The organism is Bradyrhizobium sp. 4 (assembly GCF_023100905.1).
Classification (GTDB): Bacteria; Pseudomonadota; Alphaproteobacteria; order Rhizobiales; family Xanthobacteraceae; genus Bradyrhizobium.
On the sequence record NZ_CP064686.1, the window covers coordinates 6,778,489 to 6,804,549 of the forward strand.

A 26,061-nucleotide genomic window follows, 5' to 3' on the forward strand; every position below is an offset into this window, starting at 1 on the left:
ACCTTGAACGCCTCTGGAACCTTGATCGATGACGCTGGGCTCTGACGTTTCCGGCATGACGACCATCGCGGCAAGCACCGCCGCGAAGGGACTGTCGATTGTCGTCCCGCTCTACAACGAAGCGGCGGGCCTCGCCGCCCTGCACCAGCGCATCTGCGATCTCGCAAAGACCTTGCGTCAGCGCTATCGCTTGGCTTGCGAGGTCGTCTATGTCGACGACGGCAGCGCGGACGCGACGCTGTCGATCGCCCGCTCGCTGCCGGCCGACGCGGTCGACGTCCAGGTGGTGTCGCTGTCGCGCAATTTCGGCAAGGAGGCCGCGCTGATGGCCGGCCTCGACCATGCCCGGCTCGGCGCGGTGCTGTTCATGGACGGCGACGGCCAGCATCCGCCGTCGCTGGTCGAGCGACTGGTGCGGCATTGGATCGAGGACGGCTACGACGTCGTCTATACCGCCAAGGCGCATCGCGACAACGAACCGTTCCTGCGGCGGCTCGCCGGGCGCGGCTTCTATGCGCTGATCAATTGGGGCGCGCGCCAGAAGATTCCCGAAGACGCCGGCGACTTCCGCCTGCTGTCGCCGCGCGCGGTCGCAGCACTGAGGCAATTGCCGGAGCGCAACCGCTTCTTCAAGGGCCTTGCGAGCTGGATCGGCTTCCGCCAGATCCGCGTCGATTACGAGCCCGCGCCGCGCACCCATGGCGTGACAACCTTCAGCGCCGCGCGTCTGCTTGGTCTTTCGATCGAAGGCGTCACCTCGTTCTCGGTGGCGCCGTTGCGCTTCGCCAGCCTGCTCGGCGTGATCCTCGCCGGCGGAGCGTTCCTGTTCGGTCTGTCGATCCTGTGGGAGGTCTTGACCACCGGCAAGCAGGTGCCCGGCTATCCCTCACTCGTGATCGGCCTGATGACGATCGGCGGCGTGCAGCTCATCATGATCGGCATCGTCGGCGAATATATCGGCAAGATCCTCTCCGAGCTGAAGGCGCGCCCGATCTACTTCGTCGCCGAGCACAGTGAAAAGCATTTCGAGACCGACAAGGCTGACGACGCCTCGAAGAGGACGGCGGCCGAATGAACGCGGCCGCGCCGCCGCGGCGGATCTGGCTCTGCGCCGACGATTACGGCATCAGCCCGGGTGTCAATCGCGCCATCCGCGACCTGATCGAACGCGGCCGTCTCAACGCCACCTCGGTTATGATGGTGGGACCTGCGGTCGAGCGCAGCGAGATCGAAGCCCTCCAGACGGCAGCGCAAGCGAGCCCGCGCTGCGCGATCGGATTGCACGTGACATTGTCGGCACCGTTCCGGCCGCTCACCATGCATTTCCGCCCACTCGACGGCGACATGTTTCTCCCGTTTCCGAAGCTGCTGCGCGCGGGTCTTGCGCGAAGGCTCGACCGCGAATTCTTTCGCAACGAAGTGAAGGCGCAGCTGGCAGCCTTCGCGGAAGGGTTCGGGCGCGCGCCTGACTTCGTCGACGGCCATCAGCATGTGCAGCTCTACCCGCAGGTGCGCGACGGCTTTATCGACGCAGTCGCCGAAGTCGCGCCAAAAGCCTGGGTGCGCCAAGGCGGCCGCGACCTGCCGCTGATGCAGCGGCTGGCTTCACCGAAAGCCATGGTGCTCGATATCCTCAGCGCGCAATTCCGCCGCCGTGCCGGCAGCGCGGGCCTGAGCTTCAATCCCGGCTTCGCCGGCGCCTATGATTTCACGCAGGCGGCCGATTTCGGCGAGCTGATGCGGCAATTTCTCGAAGGCCTGCCGGATGGCGGCCTCATCATGTGTCATCCCGGCTTCGTCGACGACATCCTCACTGGGCTCGACCCGATGACGGATGTCCGCGAACGCGAGCACGCCTATCTCGCCGGCGATGCCTTCGCGCGCCTGCTGACGGACAGCGGCGTCACGCTGGGGTGAAACCGACAGTTTGCGAGAAAGCCGCCCTCCGGGCAGCTTGTCGCATACCGAAATTTAATCCAGCCGGCACTGTTGGGGCCACAATGGAACCCTACATCTTCCTCGCGCTTGTTTTGCGCGAGGGAGACTGACCATGACGCCGCAGGAACGCCAGCTCGTCGACGAGCTTTTCGACCGGCTTTCGAAACTGGAAAATGCACCGCGCGATCCCGACGCGATCGCTGCGATCTCCGACGGCCTGCGCAAGGCGCCTGGCGCGATCTATGCGCTGGTGCAGACCGTGCTGTTGCAGGACGAAGCGCTGAAGCGCGCCCATGCCCGTATCCAGGAGCTGGAGGCGGCGCAGGCGCCCGAACAGGCGCAGTCCGGCGGTTTCCTGGACACCATGCGCGACACGCTGTTCGGCGGGGGTCCGTCGCGCGGCTCGGTTCCGAACGTGCCGCCGCGTGACTCGCGGCCGGTGTGGAACAGCGGCCAGGCGATGCAGCAAAGCCAGCCCGGTTATGGCCAGCCGCCCTACGGGCAGGCTTACGGTCAAGGTCCAGGTCAGGGCCCCGGTCAGGGCTATGGCGCGCCGCCGGTCGGCGGTGGCGGCGGTTCGTTCCTCGGAACGGCGGCGGCAGCCGCGGCCGGCGTCGTTGGCGGCTCGCTGCTGCTCTCCAGCATCCGCGGCATGATGGGCGGATCGCATCAGCAGGCCTTCGGCGACACCAATGCCCTGGGCGACCGCAGCGCTGGTGGAAGTCCCTGGAGCGGCAGCGATCAGTCCGGCGGCTCGCTCGCGCGTGATGCCGGCCTCGACGACATCGGCGCGAACCGCGGTGATGCGTCCCGGCAGGGCTTCGCCGACCACGCTTCGAACGACGACCAGAACTACAACGATCAGAACGACAATGACGGCGGCAATGTCGACCTCGCCGACGACAGCGATTTCGGCGGCGGAGATGATGGCGGCAGCGATTACGCCTGACGCTTTTTATCCTTGCTCCAAACCAGAACGGCCGCCGATGAGGCGGCCGTTTTGGTTCCGAGCGCTATGCGCCTACATCACGATGACCTTGGTGCCGACATTGACGCGGCCGTAGAGATCGATGACGTCCTCGTTGCGCATGCGGATGCAGCCCGAGGAGACGTTGGTGCCGATGGTCCAGGGCTCGTTGGAGCCGTGGATACGGTAAAGCGTCGAGCCGAGATACATCGCGCGCGCGCCGAGCGGATTTTCCGGGCCGCCTTCCATGTGCCTGGGCAGATCGGGGCGGCGCGCGATCATTTCCGCCGGCGGCGTCCAGGCCGGCCATTCGCGCTTGGCCGTGATCGACTTCACGCCGGACCAGGTGAAGCCGGGACGGCCGACGCCGATGCCGTAGCGCATCGCCCGGCCGTTGCCCTCGACAAGATAGAGGAATTTGTTCGGCGTATCGACCACAATCGTGCCGGCGCCTTCATTGCCGCTATAGTCAACGAGTTGTTTCTCGAATCTCGGGTCGAACTGACGCTGCCGCGGATCGACCGCCTCCTGCTGAAGACCTGCGCCCTGCGTCTGCGGCTCGCCCATCGGCGGCAGGCGGCGCTGGTCATAATAACCAGGCTGCTGCTGATACATCGGCTGCTGCGGAGCGTAGGCCGGACCGCGACCGGGCCCGTCACCGAACATGAACTCGATGAAGCCGCCGCCCATGTTCGCATTGGAGGCGACACGCACCGGCGCAGGCGGCACTTGCGGCTGATAGAGCACCGCGGGCGGATCGTTCGGCACGCTATTGTCGAAGGCGCTGGCGCTGTTGGCGCCGGCAATGAAGGTGCAAGCGCTGCCAAGCAGCGCGACAGACATTTTCTTGAACATCGACGTACTCTGTACTGTTTCGTCTAGATCACATGCGTCGTGGCGAGCTGACCGCTGATCCGCATCCGCGACGTGGTCAATAAAGAGCAAAAGCCGTTTTGTTTGGTAAACGGAAACGCCATTTCGATTCACCACGTCGTCGGCAGCGGTGCAATTTGGCGATCAGCGTTTATTTTCGATGAACGCCTTGCACGCATGGTTAATCGCCCGTTTGCAAGCCGTCGCACACAACCGAGACGACAGTTCCGGCTGTGAACTTCGTGTTAAATCGCTTCTGCCTACAAAGACGCGTGAGTGAGGTGGGGGGAGTTCTTGATGGCTATTCACCGCAAACGTTTTCGTGTCGAGGAGGCTATTGTCGGCGAGATGCCCAGCCCCGAAATGATTGAGGAGGCTGCGCCGATGCATAGCGAGATCATGGCCGAGTTGCGTGCGATCCGTGCACAGATGGCGAAGGGCACCGCGCCCTTGTCCGGCAGCGCCGCCATGGCGGCGATCGACGCCTCCACTGCCCACGAGCTCTCCGAAGCCCGTACCATGCTCGATACTTACCGGGCGCAGATCGAGCAGTGCGAGAAGCTGAAGGTCGAGCTCGACCTCATCCACGACGCCATCGACCGCACCAAGCGCGAGATCGCGACACTGCACGGCAAGAGCTTCGACGGCGGCGAAATGGCCAAGGTCAATGGCGAGCTCGGCGCGGTCGTCGGCGGCACCGAACAGGCGACCCAGCAGATCCTCGAAGCCGCCGAGTCGATCGACCAGGCGGCCAGCGCGATGGCCAAGGTGCAATCGGCCGATCAGCAGAAGCGGCTGGCCGACGATATCCAGGAACGCGTCATCTCGATTTTCGAAGCCTGCAACTTCCAGGACCTGACCGGCCAGCGCATCAGCAAGGTCATGAGCACGATGAAGTTCATCGAGCAGCACATCAATTCCATGATGGAGATCTGGGGCGGCGTCGACGCGATCAAGTCCCACGTCGTGCCGCAGGTCGACACCCGCAGCGATGACGACAAGCTTCTCAACGGCCCGAAGCTCGCCGGCGACGTCGGCCACGCCTCGCAGGACGACATCGACGCGCTGTTCGACTGAGCGGACGCGACACTACGGAAAAACAAAACGCCGGCGCAAGCCGGCGTTTTTTGTTTTGGACGTCATTGCGAGCGAAGCGAAGCAATCCAGACTGTGTCCGCGGAGGCAGCCTGGTTGCTTCGTCGCTTCGCTCCTCGCAATGACGAGTGGCTAGGCCGGCGCCGCGACTACGCCCTCGGCGCGCAGCGGACGTAGACCATGTTGCCGTAGCGGGTGGCGGCGTCCTTGTCGATGAAGCGGGTGATGAGGACGCGGCCGTCGAAGGAGACGATCTCGCGGTCCTGCTCGCCGGGCGTCGGACCCGCCGGCCCGATATAGTTCTTGCCGCTGGGCGAACCCTTCAGCCGCAGCTCCTGCGGTGTTGCCTGGTCCGCCAGATGCATGATCACGCCGCCGGAGGAGCCGGCGGTGATCACATAAGGATTTTTGCATTGAGCCCGGGCGGCAGCCTCGGTGCGGGCGCGGTCGGCCGGGTTCTGGAACGAGGCGAGGCCCCAGCGCCCGACGATCTCGTCGGCGCGGATCGAGGCGGGCATTTCCGGACCGGTGCCGGGCTCGGCCTCGGGGGGCGGTGAGGAGGAAGAAAAGGACGGCAGGCTCATGCCGCCGCCGCAGGCGCCAAGCAGCAGCGCCAGGCAAGAAGCCGCCGCCAGATTGGCGACCGTGCGCGCGTGAGCTGAACTGATCATGGCATTCCCCCGGACAAAACCATGGCCGCACCCCTTCCGCAGCCAAGCGCAAAACCGCTGCCGGAGCAATGACGTCCTTTAATACGCCGGCGCCCCGAACAAGTTTCCAATGTCACCATCCTATATCCGTCTCACCAATCGCTTAACCACCTTTGCTTGACAGGATCGCGGCCAAGCCATATTCCCGGGCGGACCATTAGCACTCTGAAAGATGGATTGCTAACGCGCGCCGATCGATCCTCAAGAAGGGTGGACGGCAGCGCCGCCCGCCCACTTTCACTCCTTCCGAAGCGAGCCTCCAAAGGGAAACGTCATGACTAAATCCAAATTTCGTCCGCTGCATGACCGTGTCGTGGTCAAACGTATCGACGCCGAGTCAAAGACCAAGGGCGGCATCATCATTCCGGACACGGCCAAGGAAAAGCCGTCCCAGGGCGAAGTCGTCGCCGTCGGCCCCGGTGGCCGCGACGAGGCCGGCAAGCTGATCCCGATCGACCTCAAGGTCGGCGACCGTGTGCTGTTTGGCAAGTGGTCGGGCACCGAGGTCAAGATCGACAACGATGAGCTCCTGATCATGAAGGAGTCGGACATCATGGGTGTGATGGCCTAAGGCCAGACGCCTGAACGGCCGCTGAATGCATGCCCGGGTCACTCGATCCGGGCATGCATCATTCCGCCGGGTTCGATCGCGGACCCCGGGAATGAGGCGACCCAATAAGCAAGACACATCACGAAAAAAGAAGAGGAATTGCAGACCATGGCTGCCAAAGACGTCAAGTTTTCCGGAGACGCGCGCGATCGCATGCTGCGCGGCGTCGACATTCTCGCCAATGCCGTCAAGGTGACGCTCGGCCCGAAGGGCCGCAACGTGCTCATCGAGAAGTCGTTCGGCGCGCCCCGCATCACCAAGGACGGCGTCACCGTCGCCAAGGAGATCGAGCTCGAGGACAAGTTCGAGAACATGGGCGCCCAGATGGTGCGTGAGGTCGCCTCCAAGACCAACGACCTCGCCGGCGACGGCACCACCACCGCGACCGTGCTGGCCCAGTCCATCGTGCGCGAAGGCGCCAAGTCGGTTGCCGCCGGCATGAACCCGATGGACCTCAAGCGCGGCATCGACATCGCGGTCGCCGCCGTCGTCAAGGACATCGAGAAGCGCGCCAAGCCGGTCGCCGCCTCCTCCGAGGTCGCCCAGGTCGGCACCATCTCGGCCAACGGCGATGCCGCCATCGGCAAGATGATCGCGCAGGCGATGCAGAAGGTCGGCAACGAGGGCGTCATCACCGTCGAGGAGAACAAGTCGCTCGACACCGAGGTGGACATCGTCGAGGGCATGAAGTTCGACCGCGGCTATCTGTCACCCTACTTCGTCACCAACCCCGAGAAGATGACCGCCGAGCTCGAGGATGCCTACATCCTCCTGCACGAGAAGAAGCTGTCCGGCCTGCAGGCGATGCTGCCGGTGCTGGAAGCCGTGGTGCAGTCTGGCAAGCCGCTCGTCATCATCGCCGAGGACGTCGAGGGCGAGGCTCTGGCTACCCTGGTCGTCAACCGCCTCCGTGGCGGCCTGAAGGTCGCCGCCGTCAAGGCGCCGGGCTTCGGCGACCGCCGCAAGGCCATGCTCGAGGACCTCGCGATCCTCACCGGTGGCCAACTGATCTCCGAAGACCTCGGCATGAAGCTCGAAAACGTCACGGTGAAGATGCTTGGGCGCGCGGGCAAGGTGGTGATCGACAAGGAGAACACCACGATCGTCAAGGGCGCCGGCAAGAAGCCGGAGATCGAGGCCCGCGTCGGCCAGATCAAGGCCCAGATCGAGGAAACCACCTCGGATTACGACCGTGAGAAGCTCCAGGAGCGCCTCGCTAAGCTCGCAGGCGGCGTCGCGGTGATCCGCGTCGGCGGTGCCACCGAGATCGAGGTCAAGGAGAAGAAGGACCGCGTCGAGGACGCGCTCAACGCCACCCGCGCCGCGGTGCAGGAGGGCATCGTTCCCGGCGGCGGCGTCGCGCTGCTCCGCGCCAAGAAGGCGGTTGGCCGTCTCACCAACGCCAATGCCGACGTCCAGGCCGGCATCAACATCGTGCTGAAGGCGCTGGAAGCCCCGATCCGCCAGATCTCCGAGAACGCGGGCGTGGAAGGCTCGATCGTCGTCGGCAAGATCCTGGAGAACAAGTCCGAGACCTTCGGCTTCGACGCCCAGACCGAGGAGTATGTCGACATGGTCGAGAAGGGCATCATCGACCCCGCCAAGGTGGTGCGCACCGCGCTCCAGGACGCCGCCTCGATCGCCGGCCTGCTGGTGACCACCGAGGCCATGGTCGCCGAGTCGCCGAAGAAGGACGCCGCGCCCGGCATGCCGGCCGGTGGCGGCATGGGCGGCTTCTAAGACCGATCCTTAGCCCACAGTGTTGCGAAGGCCGCCTCCGGGCGGCCTTCTTTTTTGGCAATCATGGCCCGTGCTTTCCAATTCAACCGGCGGCCAAAACCCACTACGGTGACGCCCGATTCGAATTGTTTGGGCCTGATCTCAACGGAAAACCACTTCACACTTTCCGGATCATGCCCCATTGCCCCGGGGATTTCGTCGATGCGCGCGCTTGTGTTTTGCTCCACGGCCGTTCTGGCGGCTCTGCTTGCAGGTTCGCCTGAGGTCGCATCCGCCCAGATGAAGCTGGCGCCGAAGGCCACGGCGCCCGGCGGCGTCGAGACGCGCTATTTCACCTCGATCGACGGGCTGATGGATGGCAATGCCGACGTGATCCTGAAGGAGACACGCCAGGGCAAGACCGTCACCGCAGCCGTGCTCGACGTCTGCTATCCCGTCGCGAAGAATTCCGACCGCAAGGACCGCTTCGTCGTCAATCTCCAGGTCGCGGGCCAGAACCTGACGGGTACGACGCAGAGCCTCGGCGCGAAGGCGCCGGTCACCGTCAAGCTGCTGCGCAAACAGGCCGGAGACACGTTCGAATTCCGCGGCCAGATCAGCATTGGCCAGGCCGTGACCGAGGTCACCTCGCCCGACAATTCCGATCTCAGCGAGAAGGAATTCCTCGACAACCAGACCTCCGACGACGGTATCACGCCGCAGCCGAAGGATTTCACCGACGTCTCGCCGGAAGCGATCGCGGTCAAGGTCAAGCTGGATGCCGCGACCGAGTTCCTGAAGAGCCTGAAGGGCCAGGACGTCGAGGTGACGCTGGCGAGCCTCACCGTCGGCTGCGACGCGTTGCGCGCGGGCGAGCAGACCATCAACATGTCGGTCGATCCGGAGCGCGCCGGTGCGCTGCTGGCAAAATTCAAGGCGACGCCCGGCGTCACCGCCGCGGGCTGGACCGCGGGCATGACCGAGATGGACCGCACCATCCGCATTGCCGCCGCCGACTGGCGCGAGGGCGACAAGATCAACCGCGACAAGCTCGCGGCCGCGGTGGCTGGCGTGCTGAGCAGGACGCTCGCGGCAAAGCCGGTCTCGCAAAGCTTCAACCCGGCGACCGGCAAGCTCAAGCTGGTGTTCAAGCGGCCGAACCAGGACTTTCCCGCGCTCGAGCTCACCGACACGATCGAGGTTGCGGGTCTCGTCTCGCCCGACAAGCCGGGCACGACCGACAAGCTCATGCTCTGGGTCGGGAGTCCAGCGACCACGACCACCGACGAGAGCAGCGGCGCCAAGCTCAATCTCTCAGACGAAGCGACGGCCGACGAGGAAGGCGATCAGCCCGACGACAACGGTTCGGTCGAGGCGCTCGCCAAGGAGCTGAAGGGCCAGCGATGGGACGCCGACAAGTCGGTGTGGAAGTAGACGCAGACACCCCCTGTCAGTCATCGCCCGCGAAGGCGGGCGATCCAGTACTCCGAGACGGCCGTGGTTGAATCGATAGGCCGCGGCGTACTGGATTCCCCGCTTTCGCGGGGAATGACAGCGGTGGCTAATTTCCGTTGACCCGAAAGCGCAGCGGCTTGGGGCCGACGAGCGTCAGCACGTCGCCCTGGCGCTTCCAGGTCTCGACGCTGCCCAGCGCTGCAACGAGATCGTCGTCGGCCTGGGCCCTTGCGGGCGGGCAGGAGCGGTCCTGGATCTGGCCGGGGACGAAGATCACGGTGTTGCCGGCGACCGAGAACTGGCCCTTGCCGCCCTTGCACCAGAGCTCCAGCACGACCTCGCCATTGTCGCCGATCTCGATGTTCGGAATCCGCTTCGAGCCCGGCTGCGGCAGCGCCTCCAGCGTCATCTCGGTGCCGAACGGAAAACCGTCCTCCGCACGCGCGAGCGTGGACATCGCGAGCATTGCAACCGCCGCACACACCGTCTGCCTGAACGAAACCATGAAACCTCTCGACCGACCTGATTTGCGGCACCTTCTATAAGACGGCGGCGCCGTTGAGAAGGTTCGCGCATACGCGACGCAAAAATCCCCGCGGGGACGAATCCGCGGGGATTTGCTTCGAAGCGAATTGTGACCTGCTACTTCAGCACCATCGCCGTGAACGGCCAGACATAGGCCTGCAACGTCACGAACACGCCGACCAACGAGGCCAGCACGATCGAGTGCCAGAACACGAAGCGCAGGATCGTGCCTTCGTGCCCGTACCAATTCGTCGCAGTGGACGCGACCACGATCGACTGGGCGTCGATCATCTTGCCCATCACGCCGCCGGACGAGTTCGCCGCGGCCATCAGGATCGGCGACAGGCCAAGCTGCTCGGAGGTGATCTTCTGAAGATTTCCGAACAGCACGTTGGAGGCGGTATCCGATCCCGTCAGCGCCACGCCCAACCAGCCGAGCAGCGTGCCGAAGAAAGGATAGAGCACGCCGGTTGCAGCAAAGGCGAGGCCGAGCGTCGCGTCCACGCCGGAGAGCCGCGTCAGCGTGCCGATCGCGAGCATCGCCGAGATCGTGATCAGCGAGATCGCGCACAGCCGGATGGTGCGGCCGTACTGAATCACGAGCTTGCCGGGTCCGACGCCCATCAGGAAGCCGGAGATGATCGCGGCAATCAGCATGCCTGTGCCGGTGAACGAGAGATAGGTGAAGCCGAACACCGCACTCTCTTTCGTCGGCCCTGGTGCGACCGGCGGCATCTTGTTGATCATCTGATGCAGCTCGGGAACGGGGTAGTTCCAGGTGAAGATCGAGTTCGCCCAGGTCTTGAAGGCACCGTTGCCCCAGATCAGCATCACGATACAGACGATGATCCAAGGCAGCAGCGCGCTGAACATCTCGCTCTGCGTAAGCGGCGTCTTGTCGAGCGGTTTTGCGGCCGCCATGGTGGAGGTCGATTCATCACGGCTGCGCAGCGCCGGCGACAGCCAGAGCTGCCTGGGCTGCCACACCTTCAGGAACAGGATCAGCGCGCCCATCGAGATCAGCGACGCACCGATGTCGACGATCCAGGGGTTGACGAAGTTCGAGATCACGAATTGCGGGACTGCGAACGACACGCCGGTGACGAGAATCGCCGGCCAGACGTCCTTCATGCCCTTCCAGCCCGCGAACGCCCACACCACCCAGAACGGCACGATCAGCGAGAAGATCGGCAACTGCCGTCCGACCATCGCGCCGAGGATGTAGGGATCGAGCCCGGTGACCGAAGCGAGGCCCTGGATCGGCGTACCCAGCGCGCCAAAGGCGACCGGTGCTGTGTTGGCGATCAGCGACAGGCCGGAGGCCGCGAGCGGCGAGAAGCCGAGGCCGATCAGGACGGCACCGGTGATCGCGACCGGGGTGCCGAAGCCCGAAGCACCCTCGAAGAAGGCGCCGAACGAGAACGCGATCAGCAGCAATTGCAGCCGCCGGTCCTCGGTGACGCCGCCGACGGCGCGCTTGAGCAATTCGAAGCGTCCAGTGGTCACCGTCACCTGGTAAAGGAAGATGACGTTGAGAACGATCCAGCCGATCGGAAAGAAACCGGTGACGATGCCCAGCACCGAAGCGCGGATCGACATGTTGGCCGGCATGGTGAAGACGAAGATCGTGATCAAATTGGCCACGATCACGGCGATGACCGCCGCGATATGAGCCTGGACGCGGCCGCTCGCGATCAGGACCAGCAATGTGACGACAGGGACTGCCGCCGCGATCGTCGACAGCACAGGGCTGTGCAACGGGTCATAAACTTGATTCCACATGATCTTCCTCCCCCACGCATGTGTGCTGCAGGCGGCCCGCGTGGACAGCCGATCCTGCTTGACGCTGAAGCGATAACCCCCGAGCTGGACGCGAATTCCTCGCGAATGCAGCGGTTCCCGTCCGCTCACAAGCTCGCGAAATCCCGAAGGCCCCCACCCCGCGCCGATGCGCCCCATGCTAGGGTTGCAAGCTGCGACAAGCCAACGCAAATTGCAGGACTTGCGACTTTAGTCTAAGCGCGCCGATTTTCGCCGTCGTCCCAAGTCTTTGGCCCCGGGCAGTTGTGCACATCCCCTCAGGAGACAGAGCTCTGTGAAGAACATCAGCGCCACGCTCGCGATCGTCTGGCGAATCGCCGCCCCCTATTTCCGGTCGGAGGACAAATGGGCCGGCCGCGGCCTGCTCGCCGCTGTCATCGCGATGGAGCTGGCGCTGGTCGCGATCGACGTCCTGGTCAATCAATGGCAGAACCGGTTCTACAGCTCACTGCAGGCAAGTGACTGGGATAGTTTCGTCAGGGAGATCTGGATCTTCATCGGCCTCGCCTCCGCCTTCATCGCGCTGGCCGTCTACAAGCTGTATCTGAACCAGTGGCTTCAGATCCGCTGGCGGCAATGGCTGACCCGGCACTATCTGGGCGAATGGCTGCAAGGCGCCACCCACTACCGCATGCAGCTCAAGGGCGATGCGGCCGACAACCCGGACCAGCGCATCACCGAGGACGTCAAGAATTTCGTCGAGCAGACCCTGACCATCGGTCTCGGCCTGCTCTCGTCGATCGTGACGCTGTTCTCGTTCGTAATCATCCTCTGGGGGCTTTCCAACGCCGCGCCGTTGCACCTGTTCGGCGCCGATCTCATGATCCCCGGTTATCTGTGCTGGGGCGCGCTGGTCTACGCGATCTTCGGCACGGCGCTGACGCACTGGATCGGCGCCCCGCTGGTCAATCTCAATTTCGAGCAGCAGCGCTATGAAGCCGACTTCCGCTTCAATCTCGTCCGGGTCCGCGAAAATTCCGAGCAGATCGCGCTGCTCAAGGGCGAAGACGCCGAGCGCGGCCGGCTGCTGGAGCGCTTCGGTTTCGTGATCGGCAATTGGTACGCCATCATGAGCCGTACCAAGCGCCTCACCGCGTTCACCGCGAGCTATCAGCAGGCCGCCGTGATCTTTCCCTACGTGCTGGTGGCGCCGGCCTTCTTCGCCAAGAAGATCCAGCTTGGCGACATGATGCAAACCGCGTCCGCCTTCTCCAGCGTACAGGGCGCATTGTCGTTCTTCGTCACGGCGTACCGATCGCTGGCGGAATGGCGCTCGATCGTCGCCCGCCTCGACGGCTTCGAGATGTCGGTCGATGCGGCCGCGCACCTGCCGCCGCACGAGCCTGCGATTGCCCTCAAGGCCGCCGGCGGCAATCGCAATATCTCTCTCGAACAGCTCTGCGTGAACCTGCCGAGCGGCACGCCGCTGGTCGCCGCCGACGCGTTCTCCGTCCAGACGTCGGAGCGCGTGCTGGTGACCGGACCGTCGGGCTCCGGCAAGTCGACGCTGTTCCGGGCCATCGCCGGCATCTGGCCGTTCGGCACCGGCAGCATCTTCGTGCCGGAAAAGGCGAAGCTGATGATGCTGCCCCAGCGCCCCTATTTCCCGGTCGGCGTGCTGCGCGACGCGGTGGTCTACCCGGCCGCGCCGGGTGCGTTCGAAACCTCACGCGTCAGGGACGCGCTGATCGCGGTCGGGCTGCCCGACCTCGCCGAGCGGCTTGAGGAGGACGGTCATTGGAACCGGATGCTGTCGCTGGGCGAGCAGCAGCGTCTCGGGCTCGCCCGCGCGCTGCTGCATGCGCCGGACTATCTGTTCCTGGACGAGGCCACGGCCTCGCTGGACGAGCCATCCGAGGCCCGCCTGTATCGGTTGCTGGCGGAGAAGCTACCACAGGCCACCCTCGTCTCGATCGGCCACCGCTCGACGCTGGAAGCCTTCCATACCCGCAAGGTGACGATGGTGAAGCACGGCGCGATCCACGTCCTCGGTGACGGTGCCGTGTCGGTCGAGAAGGAGCCGAGCGCGGCACGCTGAGACGGTCCGACCAACCCTGAGGCTATGGCCCTTCGTTGCGGCCATTCTTCGACACGCCCGCCTTTGGCGGGCCCTCAGGATGAGGTCTGTCCTCGCGGTGAAATCCGTGCCCCCTCATGGTGAGGAGCCCGCCGGAGGCGGGCGTCTCGAACCATGCAGGTGCCCCGGCCTGCGCCCAAAAGCAAAAGGGCGGCAGGTTTGCCCTGCCGCCCTCATCAAGTCGCTTCGGGAAGAAGCTTACTTCAGGTTGCTCATCGCCGTCAGGTCGAACGACAGCTTGGCAATGCCGGCCGCGCCGCACCAGTTGGAGCCAGCGCCGCCCGGATTGATCGCGGTGACGTTGGTGGTGCCGGTGGCGTTGAAGGCGCTGGTGAAGGCGTTGCAATCACCCTTGTTCAGGTCGGTGTCGGAGTAACGCAGGTCCAGCGTGAACACCTTGTAGGTGAAGCCGATGCCGATGTTCCAGGTGTTGTAGTCCTTGTAGGGGATGCCGTTGGCGAAAACGGTGCCGACGCCGGTGCCGTAGAAGGCGTCCGAAGTACCGAACCACTGCCGGCCGAACTCACCCGACACATACATGCCCATGCCGGAGGGACCGAAGGCCGTGCTGGGCGCCGTGTATTTGGCGGTCAACGAAGCGTAGTTGCCCCAGGCACCCGAGTTCAGGAAGTTCGGCGAGTAGTACTCGGTCGCGCCGACCGTGAAGCTGTCGTTGATGGTGTAGTTCACCTTGCCGTAGACTTCGACGAAGCTGACGTCCTTCTTCATGACGTTGCCGTCGGCGAGGAAGATCGTGGTCGTGCTGACGCCGCAGACGTTGCCGCCAGGAATGCCACCGGTGAGCACGTTGTCGGCGCAGCTGCCGCCCGGATACAGGTAGCCCCAGACGCCGATGTCGAACGCGAAGGCGCCGAAGGTCGGGCGGATACCGCCGTAGATGTCGACTTCAGCAGCGGCACGATTGGCGAAGGAGATGCTCTCGGCGGACACGCCGACGTAGAGCTGGAGGTCCTTGTTGATGTTGTAGCGCGGCTCGAAATAGGCCGCGACCGACGGCTTGTGGTTCGACTGCGTGACGCCGCGGAAGATGTAGTCGCTCATGATGGCGCCGCCGAAGGCGATATCCCAGGGGTCAAACGCGACCACCGGCGGGGCCTTCAGTGCCTTCACTCGCATGTCTGCCGCGAAAGCCGAGCCCGTCACCATTGCCAGCGCCGTTGCCAACAAAGCCACTTTTTTCATTTCGATCCCCATCACCAGTTCTAAGACCCCAGCCGGATCCCGGAAGCCCCCGGAACGCACGACCTGATTGCAAATTTCGTAACTGCGGCAATCTGGATGGAGTGGCGTAAACCGAGAAGCAAAAAACGCGGGCATCTGCCGACTTTTTGGGCGTTCTGACGATTCCACGAAAGGTTGTCAGCCTGTGTGTCTTCTCGACCACATTATTTGCATTGCAAAGTGCACTGGCAGGCCCGGGTTAGTACGGGCCCGGCGGTACCGTGCTGGCCGCGCCACGAATCAGGCTGCTCCAGGACAAACACGCCGTCACGCCGATGCAAAAAGGCCGCAGCATCACCGCTGCGGCCTTCCTGTCGTCGATCATGGTCGTCGGATTGGATCCAGCCCTTGGCCTAATCTTGGGCCTAACCTTGGGCCTAACCTTGGGCCTAACCTTGGGCCTAACCTTGTCCTTCGGCCGGCGTCGTTTCCGCAGAAGACGAAGGCATCGCCCAGCTTGTCTCGGCGGCGGGCTCGGGAGCCGGAGCTGCCGGCGTTGACGGCTTCGGCGCGGGAGCTGCCTTCGCCTTCTTCGGCGCCGCTTTTTTCGCAGCCTTCTTGGCGGCCTTCTTAGGGGCAGCCTTCTTAGGGGCAGCCTTCTTAGCGGCTTTCTTGGCAGCCTTCTTCGGCGCGGCCTTCTTGGCAGATTTCTTTGTGGCTTTCTTGGCAGACTTCTTCGCGGACTTCTTGGCTGCCTTCTTTGAGGTCTTCTTCGCCGCTACCGCCTTCTTGGCCTTCTTGGCCTTCTTGCTTTTTTTCTTCTTCGCTTTCGCCATCGTGGTCCTCCTGTTGCCGCGGAACAATGGTCGATCCGGGCGTCTTCAGCCGTCACCTCCGGACGAAAGCTCAGCCCTCGAAAGCTCAGTCTTCGAAAGCTCAGTCTTGCGCGTTCAATGCCGGCCGCGACCCGCCCGTAGCCCAATCGAGAAGCTCAATCGTGTGTACGACCGGAACTGACGTGCCACTGGCAATCTGCACCATGCAGCCGATATTGCCTGCGGCAATCATGTCCGGCTTGACGCTCGCGATGTTGGCGACCTTGCGATCACGCAACCGGCCCGCAAGCTCGGGCTGGAGAATGTTGTAGGTCCCCGCCGAACCGCAACACAAATGGCTCTCCGGCACATCTTTCACCACGAATCCATTATTGGAAAGCAATTCTTTCGGAAGGCCCGTGATTTTCTGTCCGTGCTGCAACGAACACGCAGAGTGATAGGCGACGACGATGTTGTCCTGTCGCGCGGTGGCCACGAGTCCAAGGCCGGCGACGTATTCAGTGATGTCCTTGGCGAGCGCGGAGACCTTCGCCGCATCGGCGGCAAACGCAGCGTCCTCGCGCAGAAGATAGCCGTAGTCCTTGATCACGGTGCCGCAGCCTGACGCCGTCACCAGGATGGCGTCGAGCCCCTCGCCGGCCGCTTCCGCGCGCCACGCCGCGACATTGGCGCGAGCCCGCCCCAATGCGTCCTGGTCGTTGCCGAGGTGATGGGTCAGCGCGCCGCAGCACTGCTCGTCCCTGACGAGGACGACCTCGATGCCGTGGCGCGTGAGGAGACTGATGGCGGCCTGGTTGATGCGCGGGGCCAGCACCTGCTGGGCGCAGCCCTGGAGTAGCGCGACCCGGCCGCGCTTCTTGCCGAGTGCCGCGAACACACTGCCGGCGGCGGGCCCCGGTGGCGGCAGCCGGTCGGGCGCCAGCGCCAGCATCGCCTTGAGGCGCAGGATCAGGCCGGGTGTCGCCGACGGCCGGGGCGTCGGCAGGAACGCGGCCAGCGGGCGGGCCAGCCGCGCCAGCCACATGCTGGCGCGGAAACGCTGCGGGTCCGGCAGGACGAAGGCCAGCACCCGGCGCAGCAGCCGCTCGGCCAGCGGCCGCTCGTAACGCTGCTCGATCCTGACCCGGGCCTGATCGACCAGATGCATATAATTCACCCCCGAGGGGCAGGTCGTCATGCAGGCCAGGCACGACAAGCAGCGGTCGACATGTTTGACCACTTCGGCCGTCGGCGTCTGGTCCTTCTCCAGCATCTCCTTGATCAGATAGATGCGGCCGCGCGGGCTATCGAGCTCGTCGCCAAGCAGCACATAGGTCGGACAGGTTGCGGTGCAGAAGCCGCAATGGACGCAGGCGCGCAGGATCTTGTCGGCTTCCGCGATGTCGGGATCGGCGAGCTGCTCGAGTGAGAATTCGGTCTTCATTCAGCAAGCGCCCCGCGTCAGCCGGCCCCGGTTGAGGATGGTCTTCGGATCGAAACTGGCGCGGACCCGCTCGCTCAACGCGGCAAGGCCAGGAGCTTGCGGGTGGAATACATCGATCGTGCGCCTGATGTCCTCGGCCGCCCGGATCAGCGTGGCGTGCCCGCCGGCCGCATTCGCACGTTCGCGCACGGCCGTGGCATGCGCGTCCGGCTTCGGTGGCAACGCCGCCCAGATCAGTCCACCACCCCAATCGTAGATCACGTCGCCGCCGGTCTCGCGCGCCAGCAGCGTCCCGAGCGCCGCGCCCGACGCCGGCGGACAGACGATCCGCCAAACCGGCCAAGCCCCCAACGCGCCGCCGGCCGCGAACGGCAGGACGTCGCGGATCGTGGTCCACAGCGCCGCTGACATCGTGTCCTCGACGAGCGTTGCGGTTCCGAACGGCGCCAGCAATTCGCGCAGCGAGCCGGCACGGTGGGCGGCCGAGGCGGTAATGCCCTCGAGCCGCAGCACTGTCAGCGCCTCGCTTTGGCCTGCGATATCGCCGAGCCCTTCGATCTTGGTCCGGAACGCCGATGTCGGCAGATGCGCGGCCCCCGAGACATCGAAGGGCGAGCCGAGCGCCGCCGTCATCGCCTTGTTGGCCGCGGCATCGTCGAGGCCGCGCAGCAACAGCGTCCGCTCGGCCTCCGGCTTCGGCATCACCTTCAGCGTGACCTCGGTCATGACCGACAGCGTGCCCCAGGAACCGGCGAGAAGCTTGCAGAGGTCGTAGCCGGTGACGTTCTTCACCACCTTGCCGCCGGTCTTGAAGCTATCGCCGAAACCGGAGACGGCATGCGCCCCGAGCAGATGGTCGCGCGCCCCGCCCGCCTTGATCCGGCGCGGACCGGCCAGGCCAGACGCAATCATGCCGCCGATGGTGCCGAGCGCGGGCGTGCCGAGCAGCGGCGCGGTGTTCATCGGCTCGAAGGCGAATTGCTGGTTCTTGGCATCGATCAGCGACAGCACGTCGGCCAGCGGCGCCCCGGCCTGGAGCGTGACAATGAGTTCGTTGGGCTCGTAGGCGGTGATGGCATTCAGCGCGGAGACGTCCAGCACGGCGTTGGTCGCCATCGCATGGCCGATGCCGCGCTTGGAGCCATGGCCGATGATCTCGAGCGGCTGCTCATTGGCAATCGCCGCGCGCACCACCTCTTCGACGTCTTTGGCGTCTCTGACCTTGAGCGTATCCACGCCTGTAGCGGGTAACGAAGTTTGCAGCGAAAATCAAATTTGGCGCGTTGCAGCGAGGCGACTCTAGAACCGCGGAATGTCCGGGAATGCCAGCTTCCCGGCGTGGACATGCATGCGGCCGAGCTCGGCGCAGCGGTGCAGGGTCGGAAACACCTTTCCGGGATTGAGCAGGCCTTGTGCATCGAAGGCGCATTTCAGGCGCTGCTGCTGGTTGAGGTCGATCTCACTGAACATCTCAGGCATCAGATCGCGCTTCTCGATACCGACGCCGTGCTCGCCGGTGAGCACGCCGCCGAACTCGACGCAGGCGCGCAGGATGTCGGCGCCGAAGGCTTCGGCGCGCTCGATCTCGCCGGGCTTGTTGGCGTCATAGAGGATCAGCGGATGCAGGTTGCCGTCGCCGGCATGGAACACGTTGGCGCAACCGAGCTGGTATTTTTCCGATAGCTCGCGGATGCGCGCCAGCGCTTTCGGCAGCGCACCGCGTGGGATGGTGCCGTCCATGCAGAGATAGTCCGGCGAGATGCGGCCGACGGCGGGGAACGCGGCTTTCCGGCCGGCCCAGAACAGATTGCGCTCGGCCTCGGAGGTCGAGATCTGGCAGGTGGTCGAGCCGCAAGCGTTCGCAATCGTCTCGACCCGCGTGATCAGCTCGTCGACCTCGATCTTGGGACCGTCGAGCTCGATGATGAGGAGGGCCTCGACATCGAGCGGATAGCCGGCGTGGACGAAGGCTTCCGCGGCGTGGATCGCGGGCTTGTCCATCATCTCCATGCCGCCGGGAATGATGCCGGCGCCGATGATGCGCGCCACGCATTCGCCGGCCGCCTCGACTTGCGCGAATCCGACCATCAGCGCGCGCGCCGTCTCCGGCTTTTGCAGGATGCGCACCGTGATCTCGGTGATGACGCCGAGCAGGCCTTCCGAGCCGGTGATGACGCCCATCAGGTCGTAGCCTGTGTTCTCCGCCGATTTGCCGCCGATGCGCAGGATCTCGCCGCTCATCAGCACGATCTCGCAACCGAGCACGTTGTTGGTGGTCATGCCGTATTTCAGGCAGTGCACGCCGCCGGAATTCTCCGCGACATTGCCGCCGATCGAGCAGGCGATCTGCGAGGACGGATCCGGCGCGTAGTAGAACCCGGCATGAGCGACGGCCTGGCTGATCGCGAGGTTGGTGACGCCGGGCTCGGTGACGACGGCGCGGTTGTCGAAATCGATCTCGCGGATGCGCTTGAACTTGCCGAGGCCCAGGAGCACGCCGTCTTCCAGTGGCAGCGCGCCGCCGGACAGCGAGGTGCCGGAGCCACGCGGGACCACCTTGATGCCCTGCCCTGCACAATATTTCAGGACCAGCGAAACCTGCTCGGTCGTGTCGGGCAGCACCACGACCATCGGCGGCTGCCGATAGGCCGTTAATCCGTCGGATTCATAGGCTCGCATCTCGGCGGCGCTATCGATCACGCCTTCGCCCGGTACGATTGCGCGCAATGCAGCCACGATTTCGGCGCGGCGCGCGAGCACGGCCTGGTCACTCGCGGGCATCATGATGGCCATAGCATTTCCTTCATGGCATATCGTTCCGGCCGAGGCCGCACGATCGATTTGTCGCGGTAAATCAACCACGTCCGCGGTGGTTTGGGTAGGCCATCCGAAAGTCAGATCGACGATCTTGCGCGAGTTCGCTCTGGGACAAGTAGGAAATCGTGAAACCTGCCATGGTTTGGCGGCTTGTCCAATCCGAGCAGGCCTGCCAAAACCGGCAGGTCCGACCATTGCCGATCAGGCATGCAACTGACCAGCCCCAGGGAAGAAACGAAGAGCACCCGATGACAAAACTGATTTTTGGCGCATTGACCATCCTCACCGCGATTGCCACCGCACCCAGCGCGATGGCGCAGGACGTCGCGGCCGGCAAATCTTCGTTCAACAAATGCCTGGCCTGTCACGCGATCGGCGAAGGCGCCAAGAACAAGGTCGGCCCCGAGCTCAACGGCCTCGACGGCCGCAAGTCCGGCACCGCGCCGGACTACAATTACTCCGACGCCAACAAGAATTCCGGCATCACCTGGAACGAGGCCGTGTTCAAGGAATACATCAAGGACCCCAAGGCCAAGATCCCCGGCACCAAGATGGCTTTCGCCGGCATCAAGAACGAAAACGAGATCAACAATCTCTGGGCCTATGTGTCGCAGTTCGACAAGGACGGGAAGATCAAGCAGTAAGCGCGCGACAGGCGGTCGCTGGAGCTTCGGTTCTGAACCGAAGCTCCAGCTTCTTGTTTTGACGCGTTTTCTTCACGCAAACCGGCATCCACTTCGCTCGAAAACGCTCTAATCGGCGGCCGCCTGCGCCGGGACGATTTTCCCGATCAGCGTCTCGATCTCGGTCTTCACGAGATCGGGCACCGCGTTCTGCACCATGTGGCCGAGATCGGGCAGCACGATCAGCTTGGCGTTCTGCACGGTGGCGGCGAACGGCCGCGCGTGAATGTCGGTCTTCACCGTCTTGTCGGGTTCGCCGGCGATGATCGTGACCGGCGCCGATATCTCGCCGTAGCGCGCGACCTGCGCGGCGACCGCTTCCTTCAGCGTCACCAGATCATAGGCATTGGCGATGAACTCGCGCGGGCGCAGCAGCAGCGGCGTCGCGGAGTCCTGCACGAAACCATCCGGCATCATTTGCGGCAGGAAGACATTGCGCGCGCCGGGCTCGCTCAGGAAATAGCCCAGCGGCAGGGTTATGGTGTAGGCGAGCAGCGGGCCGATCACGGGCGTTGCGATGATCTCGTTGTAGCGGCCGACGCCGCCGCGCCAGGGATGTGTGACGGGCGCGAGCATCACAAGGCCCGCGACGCGGCCGGGATGATCGAGCGCCAGCCGCGCGCCGAGCGCGCCGCTCCAGGAATGCACCACGAACACCGCGCGATCGATCCCGAGCTTGCCGAGCGCCTCATCGATCATCCGCGCCTGGACCTCCGGGGTCGAATCCTGCCGCCGCGCCCGCGTGCTCCAGCCGTGGCCGGGACGGTCGATCAGGATGACGCGATGGTTCCTGGCGAGGAGATCGCCGAGCGGCCGCCGCATCGCTTCGAGGTTGGAGCTCGCGCCGTGCAGCATCACGACCGGCAAGCCCGAATCGCGCGGTCCGAGATCGACGAGGTGAAGCACGGCCCCATCGACCTCGATCATCCGGCCTTGCGGTGGAAAGGCGCGTTGCACGGCGAGGACGCCGGCCTGCGTGACCAGCGCCAGCACAAGCAGCGCGGTCACGACTGACATCACGATCATGGATGGAATCCGGGCGATCCAGGGCACAGGGCAGTTACGTGGCTTGCGGGCGGCAGTTTCGCCCGGGGAGCCCCCGCGCTCCACTTGAAATGCCGGGGCTGTGGATATGTGCATAATTCAAGCGGGAAAAACGCAATCAAATCAATGCTGCTCCCCGGAGCACGCGGCTTCGAAAAGCTTCATGCCGTCGTCATCGCGGCTTCCTTATAATCGCCACGGTCGGTTCCGCCATTTAGGCGCGGGTGGGCGCCGATCGTGCTCGCAACCCTCGGGGATGCGGGAAAGACCGGCAGGATTTATCCTGATTTGAACCGGAGAATTTCGATGAGCCTGAGGTCCAAAGATACTGCGATCGACGAGATCGTGGCAAGCTGCCACGGCGACCTGCGCGGTGCCGTGCGCGCGCTGCTGCTGATCAACGAGCACCTCGAGACGGAGCTTGCAAAGGCTTACGCCGCAGCGGTCGATCGCGGCCTCGCCGAGCGCGAAGGCAGCGTTTTGCACTAGGTTGCTGTCGACCTAGTTCGTGCCGTCCTCGTCCTTTTCCTCGTCAGGCGTGGGTGCGGGACAGGCGCGGATGGTCGAACGGGCAAGCTTGGCGTCGGCCTTCGACTTGTAAGGACCGTCCCCGAACCAGACATCGCCGATGATCACGGGATTGCTGGTCACGATGTTGCATTTTCCGGTGGCGCGGTTGCCGACCACCCAGAACAGTCCGTCGGCGAGGCTCGCCGTGCCCGGCGCCAGCAGCAATATACCTGCAAAGATCAAACGCTTCATGGCTGTGCTCCCGCGATGAAGGTAGGCCTGCGGCGGGGCAACCCATATCCCTCGTAACGCGGCGCGTGTCATCGTGGTTAATCGGCTAGCGCCGCATTCGCTCGAGCAATGATCGACTTGTCCGCTAAATATCGCGGCCTTCGACCTTCTCGGTCAGCGCCTTGACCTGGTCGGGGATCTTCTCGAGGTGCGGATTGACGGCGAGCGCCTTGCGGTAGGCCTCGAGCGCGCGCTTTTCGTCGCCGACCTCCTGCATGATCATGCCGAGGCCTGCGAGCGCGCCGAAATGGCGGGGCTCGCGGATCAACACCTCGCGGATGTCGGCGAGCGAGCGGCCATAATCGTTCTGCATGTAGTAGAGCGTCGCGCGACGATTCCAGGCCTCGATGTAGTCGGGCCTGAGCTTGACGACCGAATCCAGCAGCTTGATCGCAACCTCGATCTTCTTTGCGTCGACCGCGGTCTTGGCCCGCGCCATCAGCAGCGCCGCGGTGTCGCTCGGGGTCTGGATCCAGATCGCCCAGATCCGCGCCTCGACGTGCTTGGCGCTGGCCTCGTCGGGCGCGGCTTTCAGCGCGCCGAACAGGAAATCGAGATTCTTGGTGCGATCGACCTTGGGCAGCTTGGCCGGCGCTTCCGGAAGTTTCTTCTGCTTGCCGGGCGGAGTCGGTGGATCAATCTGCTGTGCCAGCGCCGGAGCGAGTCCGGCGGCTCCCAGTACGAGAGCCAGACACAGGGTGCGCGCGATGAAGAATCTCACTGCCATGGTCGAAGTCTAAACGCGCAAAGCCGCCCTTGCAAAGCAGGGGCGGCGTCAAACTCGTGTGAGACCGTGGTCTTGCGGGGCGCGCGCGGGCGTCCGGCAGGGCGAAATCAGCCCTGGCGAGCCTTGAAGCGGCGCTGCACCTTGTTGATCACATAGACCCGGCCCTTGCGGCGGACCAGGCGGTTGGCGCGATGGCGACCGCGCAGCGATTTCAGCGAGTTACGGACCTTCATGGCAGAATCCTGAACGTTCGAAAGGCCGTGTTCGGCACTACCGTTTCGGCACGCGCGAATGAGGCAAAATGAGATTGTCCCGCTGGCGGACCGACCGCCCGGGACGGGGCGGTTCTTAAGGCATGGGAGGACCGGATGTCAATGTTAACTGCCCCGATCCCACCCACCAAATTCTGGAAAACAACCCCATGCAAAGTAGAAGCGGCCGGATCGGCCCAATCTGGCGCGGACGACGCCTGTCCTACAACGCCTTGTCCCACAATGCCTTGTCCCACAATGTCTTGCCAAGTTCGTTATATCATATAATCAATTCGGCAACCCGTCGGGAGGAAACCCATGCCGAAGCTGAAGCTGCCGAACATCGACGACGTCGTCGCCATCGACATTCACACCCACGCCGAAGAGCCCTGCGGCACCCATCCCGACGACGGCTATGACGATTTTCAGGCGCAGATGGCGGACTATTTCAAGTCGCCGCACAAGCATCCGCCGACCGTGCCGGAGACCGCCGCCTACTATCGATCCAAGAACATCGCCGCGGTGATCTTCCCGGTCGACGCCGAGCGCGAGACCGGCTTCCGCCGCTACAAGAATGAGGAGATGCTGGAGATCGCCTCCGACCATCTCGACGTTCTCATCCCCTTCGTCTCGATCGACCCGCACAAGGGCAAGCTCGGTGTGCGCGAGGCGCGCAAGCTGATCGAGGAATACGGGGTGCGCGGCTTCAAATTCCATCCGACCATGCAGGGCTTCTACGCCAACGACCGCATGGCCTATCCGCTCTATGAAGAGATCAACAATGGCGGCGCGATCGCGCTGTTCCACACCGGCCAGACCGGCGTCGGCTCGGGCATGCCCGGCGGCATGGGGATGCGGCTGAAATATTCCAACCCGATGTACATGGACGACGTCGCGGCCGATTTCCCCGACCTCAAGATCATCCTCGCGCATCCCTCCTTCCCCTGGCAGGAAGAAGCGCTGTCGGTCGCGACCCACAAGCCGAACGTCTACATCGACCTGTCCGGCTGGTCGCCGAAATATTTCCCGCCGATCCTGGTGCGCTACATCAACTCGATCCTGCAGGACAAGATGCTGTTCGGCTCGGACTGGCCGGTGATCACGCCGGACCGCTGGCTGTCGGATTTCGCCAAGATCGAGATCCGCGACGAGATCCGGCCGAAGGTGCTGAAGGCCAACGCAAGGAAGCTGCTGGGGATCTAGAAAGCGCGTCGAGGGCTTCGATCCGGTAACCGAAGCCCTCACGCTCAAGTCTCAGACCTGTGCCAGGCCTCCATCCACGAAAACCTCGCCGCCGGTCATGAAGCTGCTGTCTGAGGACGCCAGGAACGCCGCAACCGCCCCCGTCTCGCTCGGGTCGCCGACGCGTCCGATCGGCGTCATGCTTCCGAGCGCATCGAAGGCTTCCTCGCCGACGATCTCCAGCGCCAGCTCCGTCTTGGTCGGCCCCGGTGACAGCACATTGACGCGGATGCCGGTGCCGCGCAGGTCCAGCGCCCAGCTGCGCGCCAGATTCCGGATCGCAGCCTTGGTCGCGCTGTAGATGCTGAACTGCGGCGTCCCCATCACCCCCGTGCTCGATCCGGTCAGGATGATCGACGACCCCTTCGTCATCAGCGGCAGGGCTTTCTGCACCGTGAACACCAGCCCCTTCACATTGACGTCGAAGATCTGATCGTAATGCTCGGGCGTGATCTCGCCGAGCGGCGCAAACAATCCGGTCCCAGCATTGGCGAACAGGATGTCGAGCCCGCCGCGTTCGGCCTTCACCGCCGCGTATAACCTGTCGAGGTCGGACATATCAGTCACCGAGCCCCTGACGGCGCGCGCCGAGGAACCCAGCTGCGCCACGGCGGCGTCGAGCGGCTCCTGCCGCCGCCCGAAGAGATAGACGAACGCGCCTTCGTCGATGAACCGTTTGGCCGCTCCAAATCCGATGCCGGTTCCGCCGCCCGTAACCACCGCCGTCTTGCCTTGTAGTCTGCTCATGATGTGCTCCTTCACTAGGGTTGCACTGAGCTGGCGGCCTACCCACCTATCGACAAGTATGCACCTTTTGGTAAGTGCCCAAAAATGTCAGACACGATCTCTCCACCTGCGCAGGCTTCGCCACCTGTCCAAAGCTGCACCCCGACTTTGCCCGGCTTCACTTGCGGCCTCGACGCGACCCTGCGGGTCATCGCCGGCAAGTGGAAGCCGCTGATTCTGTACTTCCTCGCCCAGGGCGGGCCGACCCGCTACGGCGAGCTGCGGCGAGCCGTGCGCGACGTCAGCGACAAGGTGCTGATCCAGCAGCTCAAGGAGTTGGAGGCCGATGGTCTCGTGAAGCGGACCGACTACAAGGAGGTGCCGCCGCGGGTGGACTATAGCCTCACCCTTTTGGGTCACAGCCTCGCCCAAGCTCTCGTACCGCTCTGCGCGTGGGGCACCGAGCACATGGCGGAGGTCAGCCAGGTCTTCGCCGAGCGGGAGGCCTGGAATTCCAAGAGCCGGTGAATGTGATGGTC

The 26,061-nt window shown here is 64.2% G+C and carries 26 protein-coding genes; 12 read left to right on the forward strand and 14 right to left on the reverse strand.

Annotated elements, in window-relative coordinates; translation table 11 throughout:
- Positions 1–28 precede the first annotated feature (28 nt).
- The 3 genes from IVB45_RS32450 (at position 29) to IVB45_RS32460 (ending at position 2,887) form a co-directional block, all read left to right on the forward strand.
- The gene (locus IVB45_RS32450; protein ID WP_247284639.1) at positions 29–1,075 is read left to right on the forward strand and encodes a glycosyltransferase family 2 protein; all 1,047 of its coding nucleotides are present in this window, start codon (positions 29–31) and stop codon (positions 1,073–1,075) included.
- Positions 1,072–1,917: a ChbG/HpnK family deacetylase gene (locus IVB45_RS32455; protein ID WP_247357930.1), complete on the forward strand. Its 846-nt coding sequence runs from the start codon at positions 1,072–1,074 to the stop codon at positions 1,915–1,917. Before IVB45_RS32450 ends, IVB45_RS32455 begins: the two co-directional genes overlap by 4 nt.
- Before the next feature lie 133 nt (positions 1,918–2,050).
- Positions 2,051–2,887 carry a DUF2076 domain-containing protein gene (locus tag IVB45_RS32460; RefSeq protein ID WP_247357929.1) on the forward strand — a complete coding sequence of 279 codons (837 nt, stop codon included), beginning with the start codon at positions 2,051–2,053 and terminating at the stop codon, positions 2,885–2,887.
- A 72-nt stretch (positions 2,888–2,959) separates the two neighbouring features.
- Here the strand turns inward: IVB45_RS32460 and IVB45_RS32465 are convergent, their stop codons facing one another.
- A complete protein-coding gene (locus IVB45_RS32465; protein ID WP_247357928.1) occupies positions 2,960–3,760 on the reverse strand; it encodes a L,D-transpeptidase in 801 nt (266 codons plus the stop codon).
- 315 nt (positions 3,761–4,075) lie between these two features.
- Between IVB45_RS32465 and IVB45_RS32470 the strand changes: the two genes are divergently transcribed.
- On the forward strand, positions 4,076–4,855 hold the full coding sequence (locus IVB45_RS32470) for a protein phosphatase CheZ (RefSeq protein ID WP_007614982.1): 780 nt from the start codon (positions 4,076–4,078) through the stop codon (positions 4,853–4,855).
- Between the two features lie 167 nt (positions 4,856–5,022).
- On the opposite strand, the gene IVB45_RS32475 is transcribed toward IVB45_RS32470, so the two are convergent.
- Positions 5,023–5,544, reverse strand: a complete 522-nt coding sequence (locus tag IVB45_RS32475) for a hypothetical protein (RefSeq protein ID WP_007596953.1) — start codon at positions 5,542–5,544, stop codon at positions 5,023–5,025.
- Between the two features lie 313 nt (positions 5,545–5,857).
- On the opposite strand from IVB45_RS32475, the gene IVB45_RS32480 reads away from it, so the two are divergent.
- The 3 genes from IVB45_RS32480 to IVB45_RS32490 all read left to right on the forward strand — a co-directional run bounded on the left by IVB45_RS32480 (position 5,858) and on the right by IVB45_RS32490 (position 9,346).
- Entirely contained in the window at positions 5,858–6,154 is a 297-nt protein-coding gene (locus IVB45_RS32480) for a co-chaperone GroES (protein ID WP_007596954.1), read from the forward strand.
- A 147-nt stretch (positions 6,155–6,301) separates the two neighbouring features.
- Positions 6,302–7,933: a chaperonin GroEL gene (gene groL, locus IVB45_RS32485; RefSeq protein ID WP_027520435.1), complete on the forward strand. Its 1,632-nt coding sequence runs from the start codon at positions 6,302–6,304 to the stop codon at positions 7,931–7,933.
- A 201-nt stretch (positions 7,934–8,134) separates the two neighbouring features.
- Positions 8,135–9,346: a hypothetical protein gene (locus tag IVB45_RS32490; protein WP_027565441.1), complete on the forward strand. Its 1,212-nt coding sequence runs from the start codon at positions 8,135–8,137 to the stop codon at positions 9,344–9,346.
- 127 nt (positions 9,347–9,473) lie between these two features.
- Here IVB45_RS32490 and IVB45_RS32495 read toward each other — a convergent pair whose 3' ends face one another.
- Positions 9,474–9,872 (reverse strand): META domain-containing protein, encoded by a 399-nt coding sequence (locus tag IVB45_RS32495; protein ID WP_007614988.1) that lies wholly within the window; start codon positions 9,870–9,872, stop codon positions 9,474–9,476.
- 137 nt (positions 9,873–10,009) lie between these two features.
- Positions 10,010–11,674 (reverse strand): L-lactate permease, encoded by a 1,665-nt coding sequence (locus tag IVB45_RS32500; protein WP_027565443.1) that lies wholly within the window; start codon positions 11,672–11,674, stop codon positions 10,010–10,012.
- 313 nt (positions 11,675–11,987) lie between these two features.
- Between IVB45_RS32500 and IVB45_RS32505 the strand changes: the two genes are divergently transcribed.
- Positions 11,988–13,751 carry an ABC transporter ATP-binding protein/permease gene (locus IVB45_RS32505; RefSeq protein ID WP_247357927.1) on the forward strand — a complete coding sequence of 588 codons (1,764 nt, stop codon included), beginning with the start codon at positions 11,988–11,990 and terminating at the stop codon, positions 13,749–13,751.
- Between the two features lie 237 nt (positions 13,752–13,988).
- Here the strand turns inward: IVB45_RS32505 and IVB45_RS32510 are convergent, their stop codons facing one another.
- The 5 genes from IVB45_RS32510 to IVB45_RS32530 form a co-directional block, all read right to left on the reverse strand.
- Complete coding sequence (locus IVB45_RS32510) at positions 13,989–14,993, reverse strand: TorF family putative porin (RefSeq protein ID WP_247284644.1); 1,005 nt, start codon at positions 14,991–14,993, stop codon at positions 13,989–13,991.
- Between the two features lie 440 nt (positions 14,994–15,433).
- Positions 15,434–15,808 (reverse strand): histone, encoded by a 375-nt coding sequence (locus IVB45_RS32515; RefSeq protein WP_247357926.1) that lies wholly within the window; start codon positions 15,806–15,808, stop codon positions 15,434–15,436.
- A gap of 100 nt (positions 15,809–15,908) precedes the next feature.
- A complete protein-coding gene (glcF, locus tag IVB45_RS32520) occupies positions 15,909–17,231 on the reverse strand; it encodes a glycolate oxidase subunit GlcF (RefSeq protein ID WP_247357925.1) in 1,323 nt (440 codons plus the stop codon).
- Complete coding sequence (locus IVB45_RS32525) at positions 17,232–18,467, reverse strand: FAD-binding protein (RefSeq protein ID WP_247357924.1); 1,236 nt, start codon at positions 18,465–18,467, stop codon at positions 17,232–17,234.
- Positions 18,468–18,530: 63 nt separating this feature from the next.
- Positions 18,531–20,024, reverse strand: coding sequence for an FAD-linked oxidase C-terminal domain-containing protein (locus tag IVB45_RS32530; protein WP_027565448.1), 1,494 nt, complete (start codon positions 20,022–20,024; stop codon positions 18,531–18,533).
- Between the two features lie 272 nt (positions 20,025–20,296).
- Between IVB45_RS32530 and cycA the strand changes: the two genes are divergently transcribed.
- Complete coding sequence (gene cycA, locus IVB45_RS32535) at positions 20,297–20,692, forward strand: cytochrome c-550 CycA (RefSeq protein WP_247357923.1); 396 nt, start codon at positions 20,297–20,299, stop codon at positions 20,690–20,692.
- A 108-nt stretch (positions 20,693–20,800) separates the two neighbouring features.
- Here cycA and IVB45_RS32540 read toward each other — a convergent pair whose 3' ends face one another.
- Entirely contained in the window at positions 20,801–21,757 is a 957-nt protein-coding gene (locus IVB45_RS32540) for an alpha/beta hydrolase (RefSeq protein ID WP_247357922.1), read from the reverse strand.
- A 324-nt stretch (positions 21,758–22,081) separates the two neighbouring features.
- Here IVB45_RS32540 and IVB45_RS32545 point away from each other — a divergent pair, with 324 nt between their 5' ends.
- Positions 22,082–22,264, forward strand: coding sequence for a hypothetical protein (locus IVB45_RS32545; RefSeq protein WP_007596968.1), 183 nt, complete (start codon positions 22,082–22,084; stop codon positions 22,262–22,264).
- 12 nt (positions 22,265–22,276) lie between these two features.
- On the opposite strand, the gene IVB45_RS32550 is transcribed toward IVB45_RS32545, so the two are convergent.
- From IVB45_RS32550 to ykgO, 3 genes are all read right to left on the reverse strand, one after another.
- A complete protein-coding gene (locus IVB45_RS32550) occupies positions 22,277–22,537 on the reverse strand; it encodes a hypothetical protein (RefSeq protein ID WP_247357921.1) in 261 nt (86 codons plus the stop codon).
- A gap of 124 nt (positions 22,538–22,661) precedes the next feature.
- On the reverse strand, positions 22,662–23,303 hold the full coding sequence (locus IVB45_RS32555) for a tetratricopeptide repeat protein (RefSeq protein WP_027565451.1): 642 nt from the start codon (positions 23,301–23,303) through the stop codon (positions 22,662–22,664).
- A gap of 107 nt (positions 23,304–23,410) precedes the next feature.
- Complete coding sequence (gene ykgO / locus IVB45_RS32560) at positions 23,411–23,536, reverse strand: type B 50S ribosomal protein L36 (protein ID WP_006611362.1); 126 nt, start codon at positions 23,534–23,536, stop codon at positions 23,411–23,413.
- A gap of 336 nt (positions 23,537–23,872) precedes the next feature.
- Here ykgO and IVB45_RS32565 point away from each other — a divergent pair, with 336 nt between their 5' ends.
- Positions 23,873–24,757, forward strand: coding sequence for an amidohydrolase family protein (locus IVB45_RS32565; protein WP_027565452.1), 885 nt, complete (start codon positions 23,873–23,875; stop codon positions 24,755–24,757).
- 51 nt (positions 24,758–24,808) lie between these two features.
- Here IVB45_RS32565 and IVB45_RS32570 read toward each other — a convergent pair whose 3' ends face one another.
- Positions 24,809–25,543 (reverse strand): SDR family oxidoreductase, encoded by a 735-nt coding sequence (locus IVB45_RS32570; RefSeq protein ID WP_027565453.1) that lies wholly within the window; start codon positions 25,541–25,543, stop codon positions 24,809–24,811.
- Positions 25,544–25,627: 84 nt separating this feature from the next.
- On the opposite strand from IVB45_RS32570, the gene IVB45_RS32575 reads away from it, so the two are divergent.
- Positions 25,628–26,050 (forward strand): helix-turn-helix domain-containing protein, encoded by a 423-nt coding sequence (locus IVB45_RS32575; protein ID WP_247357920.1) that lies wholly within the window; start codon positions 25,628–25,630, stop codon positions 26,048–26,050.
- Positions 26,051–26,061 lie beyond the last annotated feature (11 nt).

Bases quoted from the DNA above. Each gene is read 5' to 3' on its own strand.
- IVB45_RS32450 (WP_247284639.1), top strand. From the start codon at position 29: ATGACGCTGGGCTCTGACGTTTCCGGCATGACGACCATCGCGGCAAGC.
- IVB45_RS32455 (WP_247357930.1), top strand. From the start codon at position 1,072: ATGAACGCGGCCGCGCCGCCGCGGCGGATCTGGCTCTGCGCCGACGAT.
- IVB45_RS32460 (WP_247357929.1), top strand. From the start codon at position 2,051: ATGACGCCGCAGGAACGCCAGCTCGTCGACGAGCTTTTCGACCGGCTT.
- IVB45_RS32465 (WP_247357928.1), bottom strand. From the start codon at position 3,760: ATGTTCAAGAAAATGTCTGTCGCGCTGCTTGGCAGCGCTTGCACCTTC.
- IVB45_RS32470 (WP_007614982.1), top strand. From the start codon at position 4,076: ATGGCTATTCACCGCAAACGTTTTCGTGTCGAGGAGGCTATTGTCGGC.
- IVB45_RS32475 (WP_007596953.1), bottom strand. From the start codon at position 5,544: ATGATCAGTTCAGCTCACGCGCGCACGGTCGCCAATCTGGCGGCGGCT.
- IVB45_RS32480 (WP_007596954.1), top strand. From the start codon at position 5,858: ATGACTAAATCCAAATTTCGTCCGCTGCATGACCGTGTCGTGGTCAAA.
- groL (WP_027520435.1), top strand. From the start codon at position 6,302: ATGGCTGCCAAAGACGTCAAGTTTTCCGGAGACGCGCGCGATCGCATG.
- IVB45_RS32490 (WP_027565441.1), top strand. From the start codon at position 8,135: ATGCGCGCGCTTGTGTTTTGCTCCACGGCCGTTCTGGCGGCTCTGCTT.
- IVB45_RS32495 (WP_007614988.1), bottom strand. From the start codon at position 9,872: ATGGTTTCGTTCAGGCAGACGGTGTGTGCGGCGGTTGCAATGCTCGCG.
- IVB45_RS32500 (WP_027565443.1), bottom strand. From the start codon at position 11,674: ATGTGGAATCAAGTTTATGACCCGTTGCACAGCCCTGTGCTGTCGACG.
- IVB45_RS32510 (WP_247284644.1), bottom strand. From the start codon at position 14,993: ATGAAAAAAGTGGCTTTGTTGGCAACGGCGCTGGCAATGGTGACGGGC.
- IVB45_RS32515 (WP_247357926.1), bottom strand. From the start codon at position 15,808: ATGGCGAAAGCGAAGAAGAAAAAAAGCAAGAAGGCCAAGAAGGCCAAG.
- glcF (WP_247357925.1), bottom strand. From the start codon at position 17,231: ATGAAGACCGAATTCTCACTCGAGCAGCTCGCCGATCCCGACATCGCG.
- IVB45_RS32530 (WP_027565448.1), bottom strand. From the start codon at position 20,024: ATGGCCATCATGATGCCCGCGAGTGACCAGGCCGTGCTCGCGCGCCGC.
- cycA (WP_247357923.1), top strand. From the start codon at position 20,297: ATGACAAAACTGATTTTTGGCGCATTGACCATCCTCACCGCGATTGCC.
- IVB45_RS32540 (WP_247357922.1), bottom strand. From the start codon at position 21,757: ATGATCGTGATGTCAGTCGTGACCGCGCTGCTTGTGCTGGCGCTGGTC.
- IVB45_RS32545 (WP_007596968.1), top strand. From the start codon at position 22,082: ATGAGCCTGAGGTCCAAAGATACTGCGATCGACGAGATCGTGGCAAGC.
- IVB45_RS32550 (WP_247357921.1), bottom strand. From the start codon at position 22,537: ATGAAGCGTTTGATCTTTGCAGGTATATTGCTGCTGGCGCCGGGCACG.
- IVB45_RS32555 (WP_027565451.1), bottom strand. From the start codon at position 23,303: ATGGCAGTGAGATTCTTCATCGCGCGCACCCTGTGTCTGGCTCTCGTA.
- ykgO (WP_006611362.1), bottom strand. From the start codon at position 23,536: ATGAAGGTCCGTAACTCGCTGAAATCGCTGCGCGGTCGCCATCGCGCC.
- IVB45_RS32565 (WP_027565452.1), top strand. From the start codon at position 23,873: ATGCCGAAGCTGAAGCTGCCGAACATCGACGACGTCGTCGCCATCGAC.
- IVB45_RS32570 (WP_027565453.1), bottom strand. From the start codon at position 25,543: ATGAGCAGACTACAAGGCAAGACGGCGGTGGTTACGGGCGGCGGAACC.
- IVB45_RS32575 (WP_247357920.1), top strand. From the start codon at position 25,628: ATGTCAGACACGATCTCTCCACCTGCGCAGGCTTCGCCACCTGTCCAA.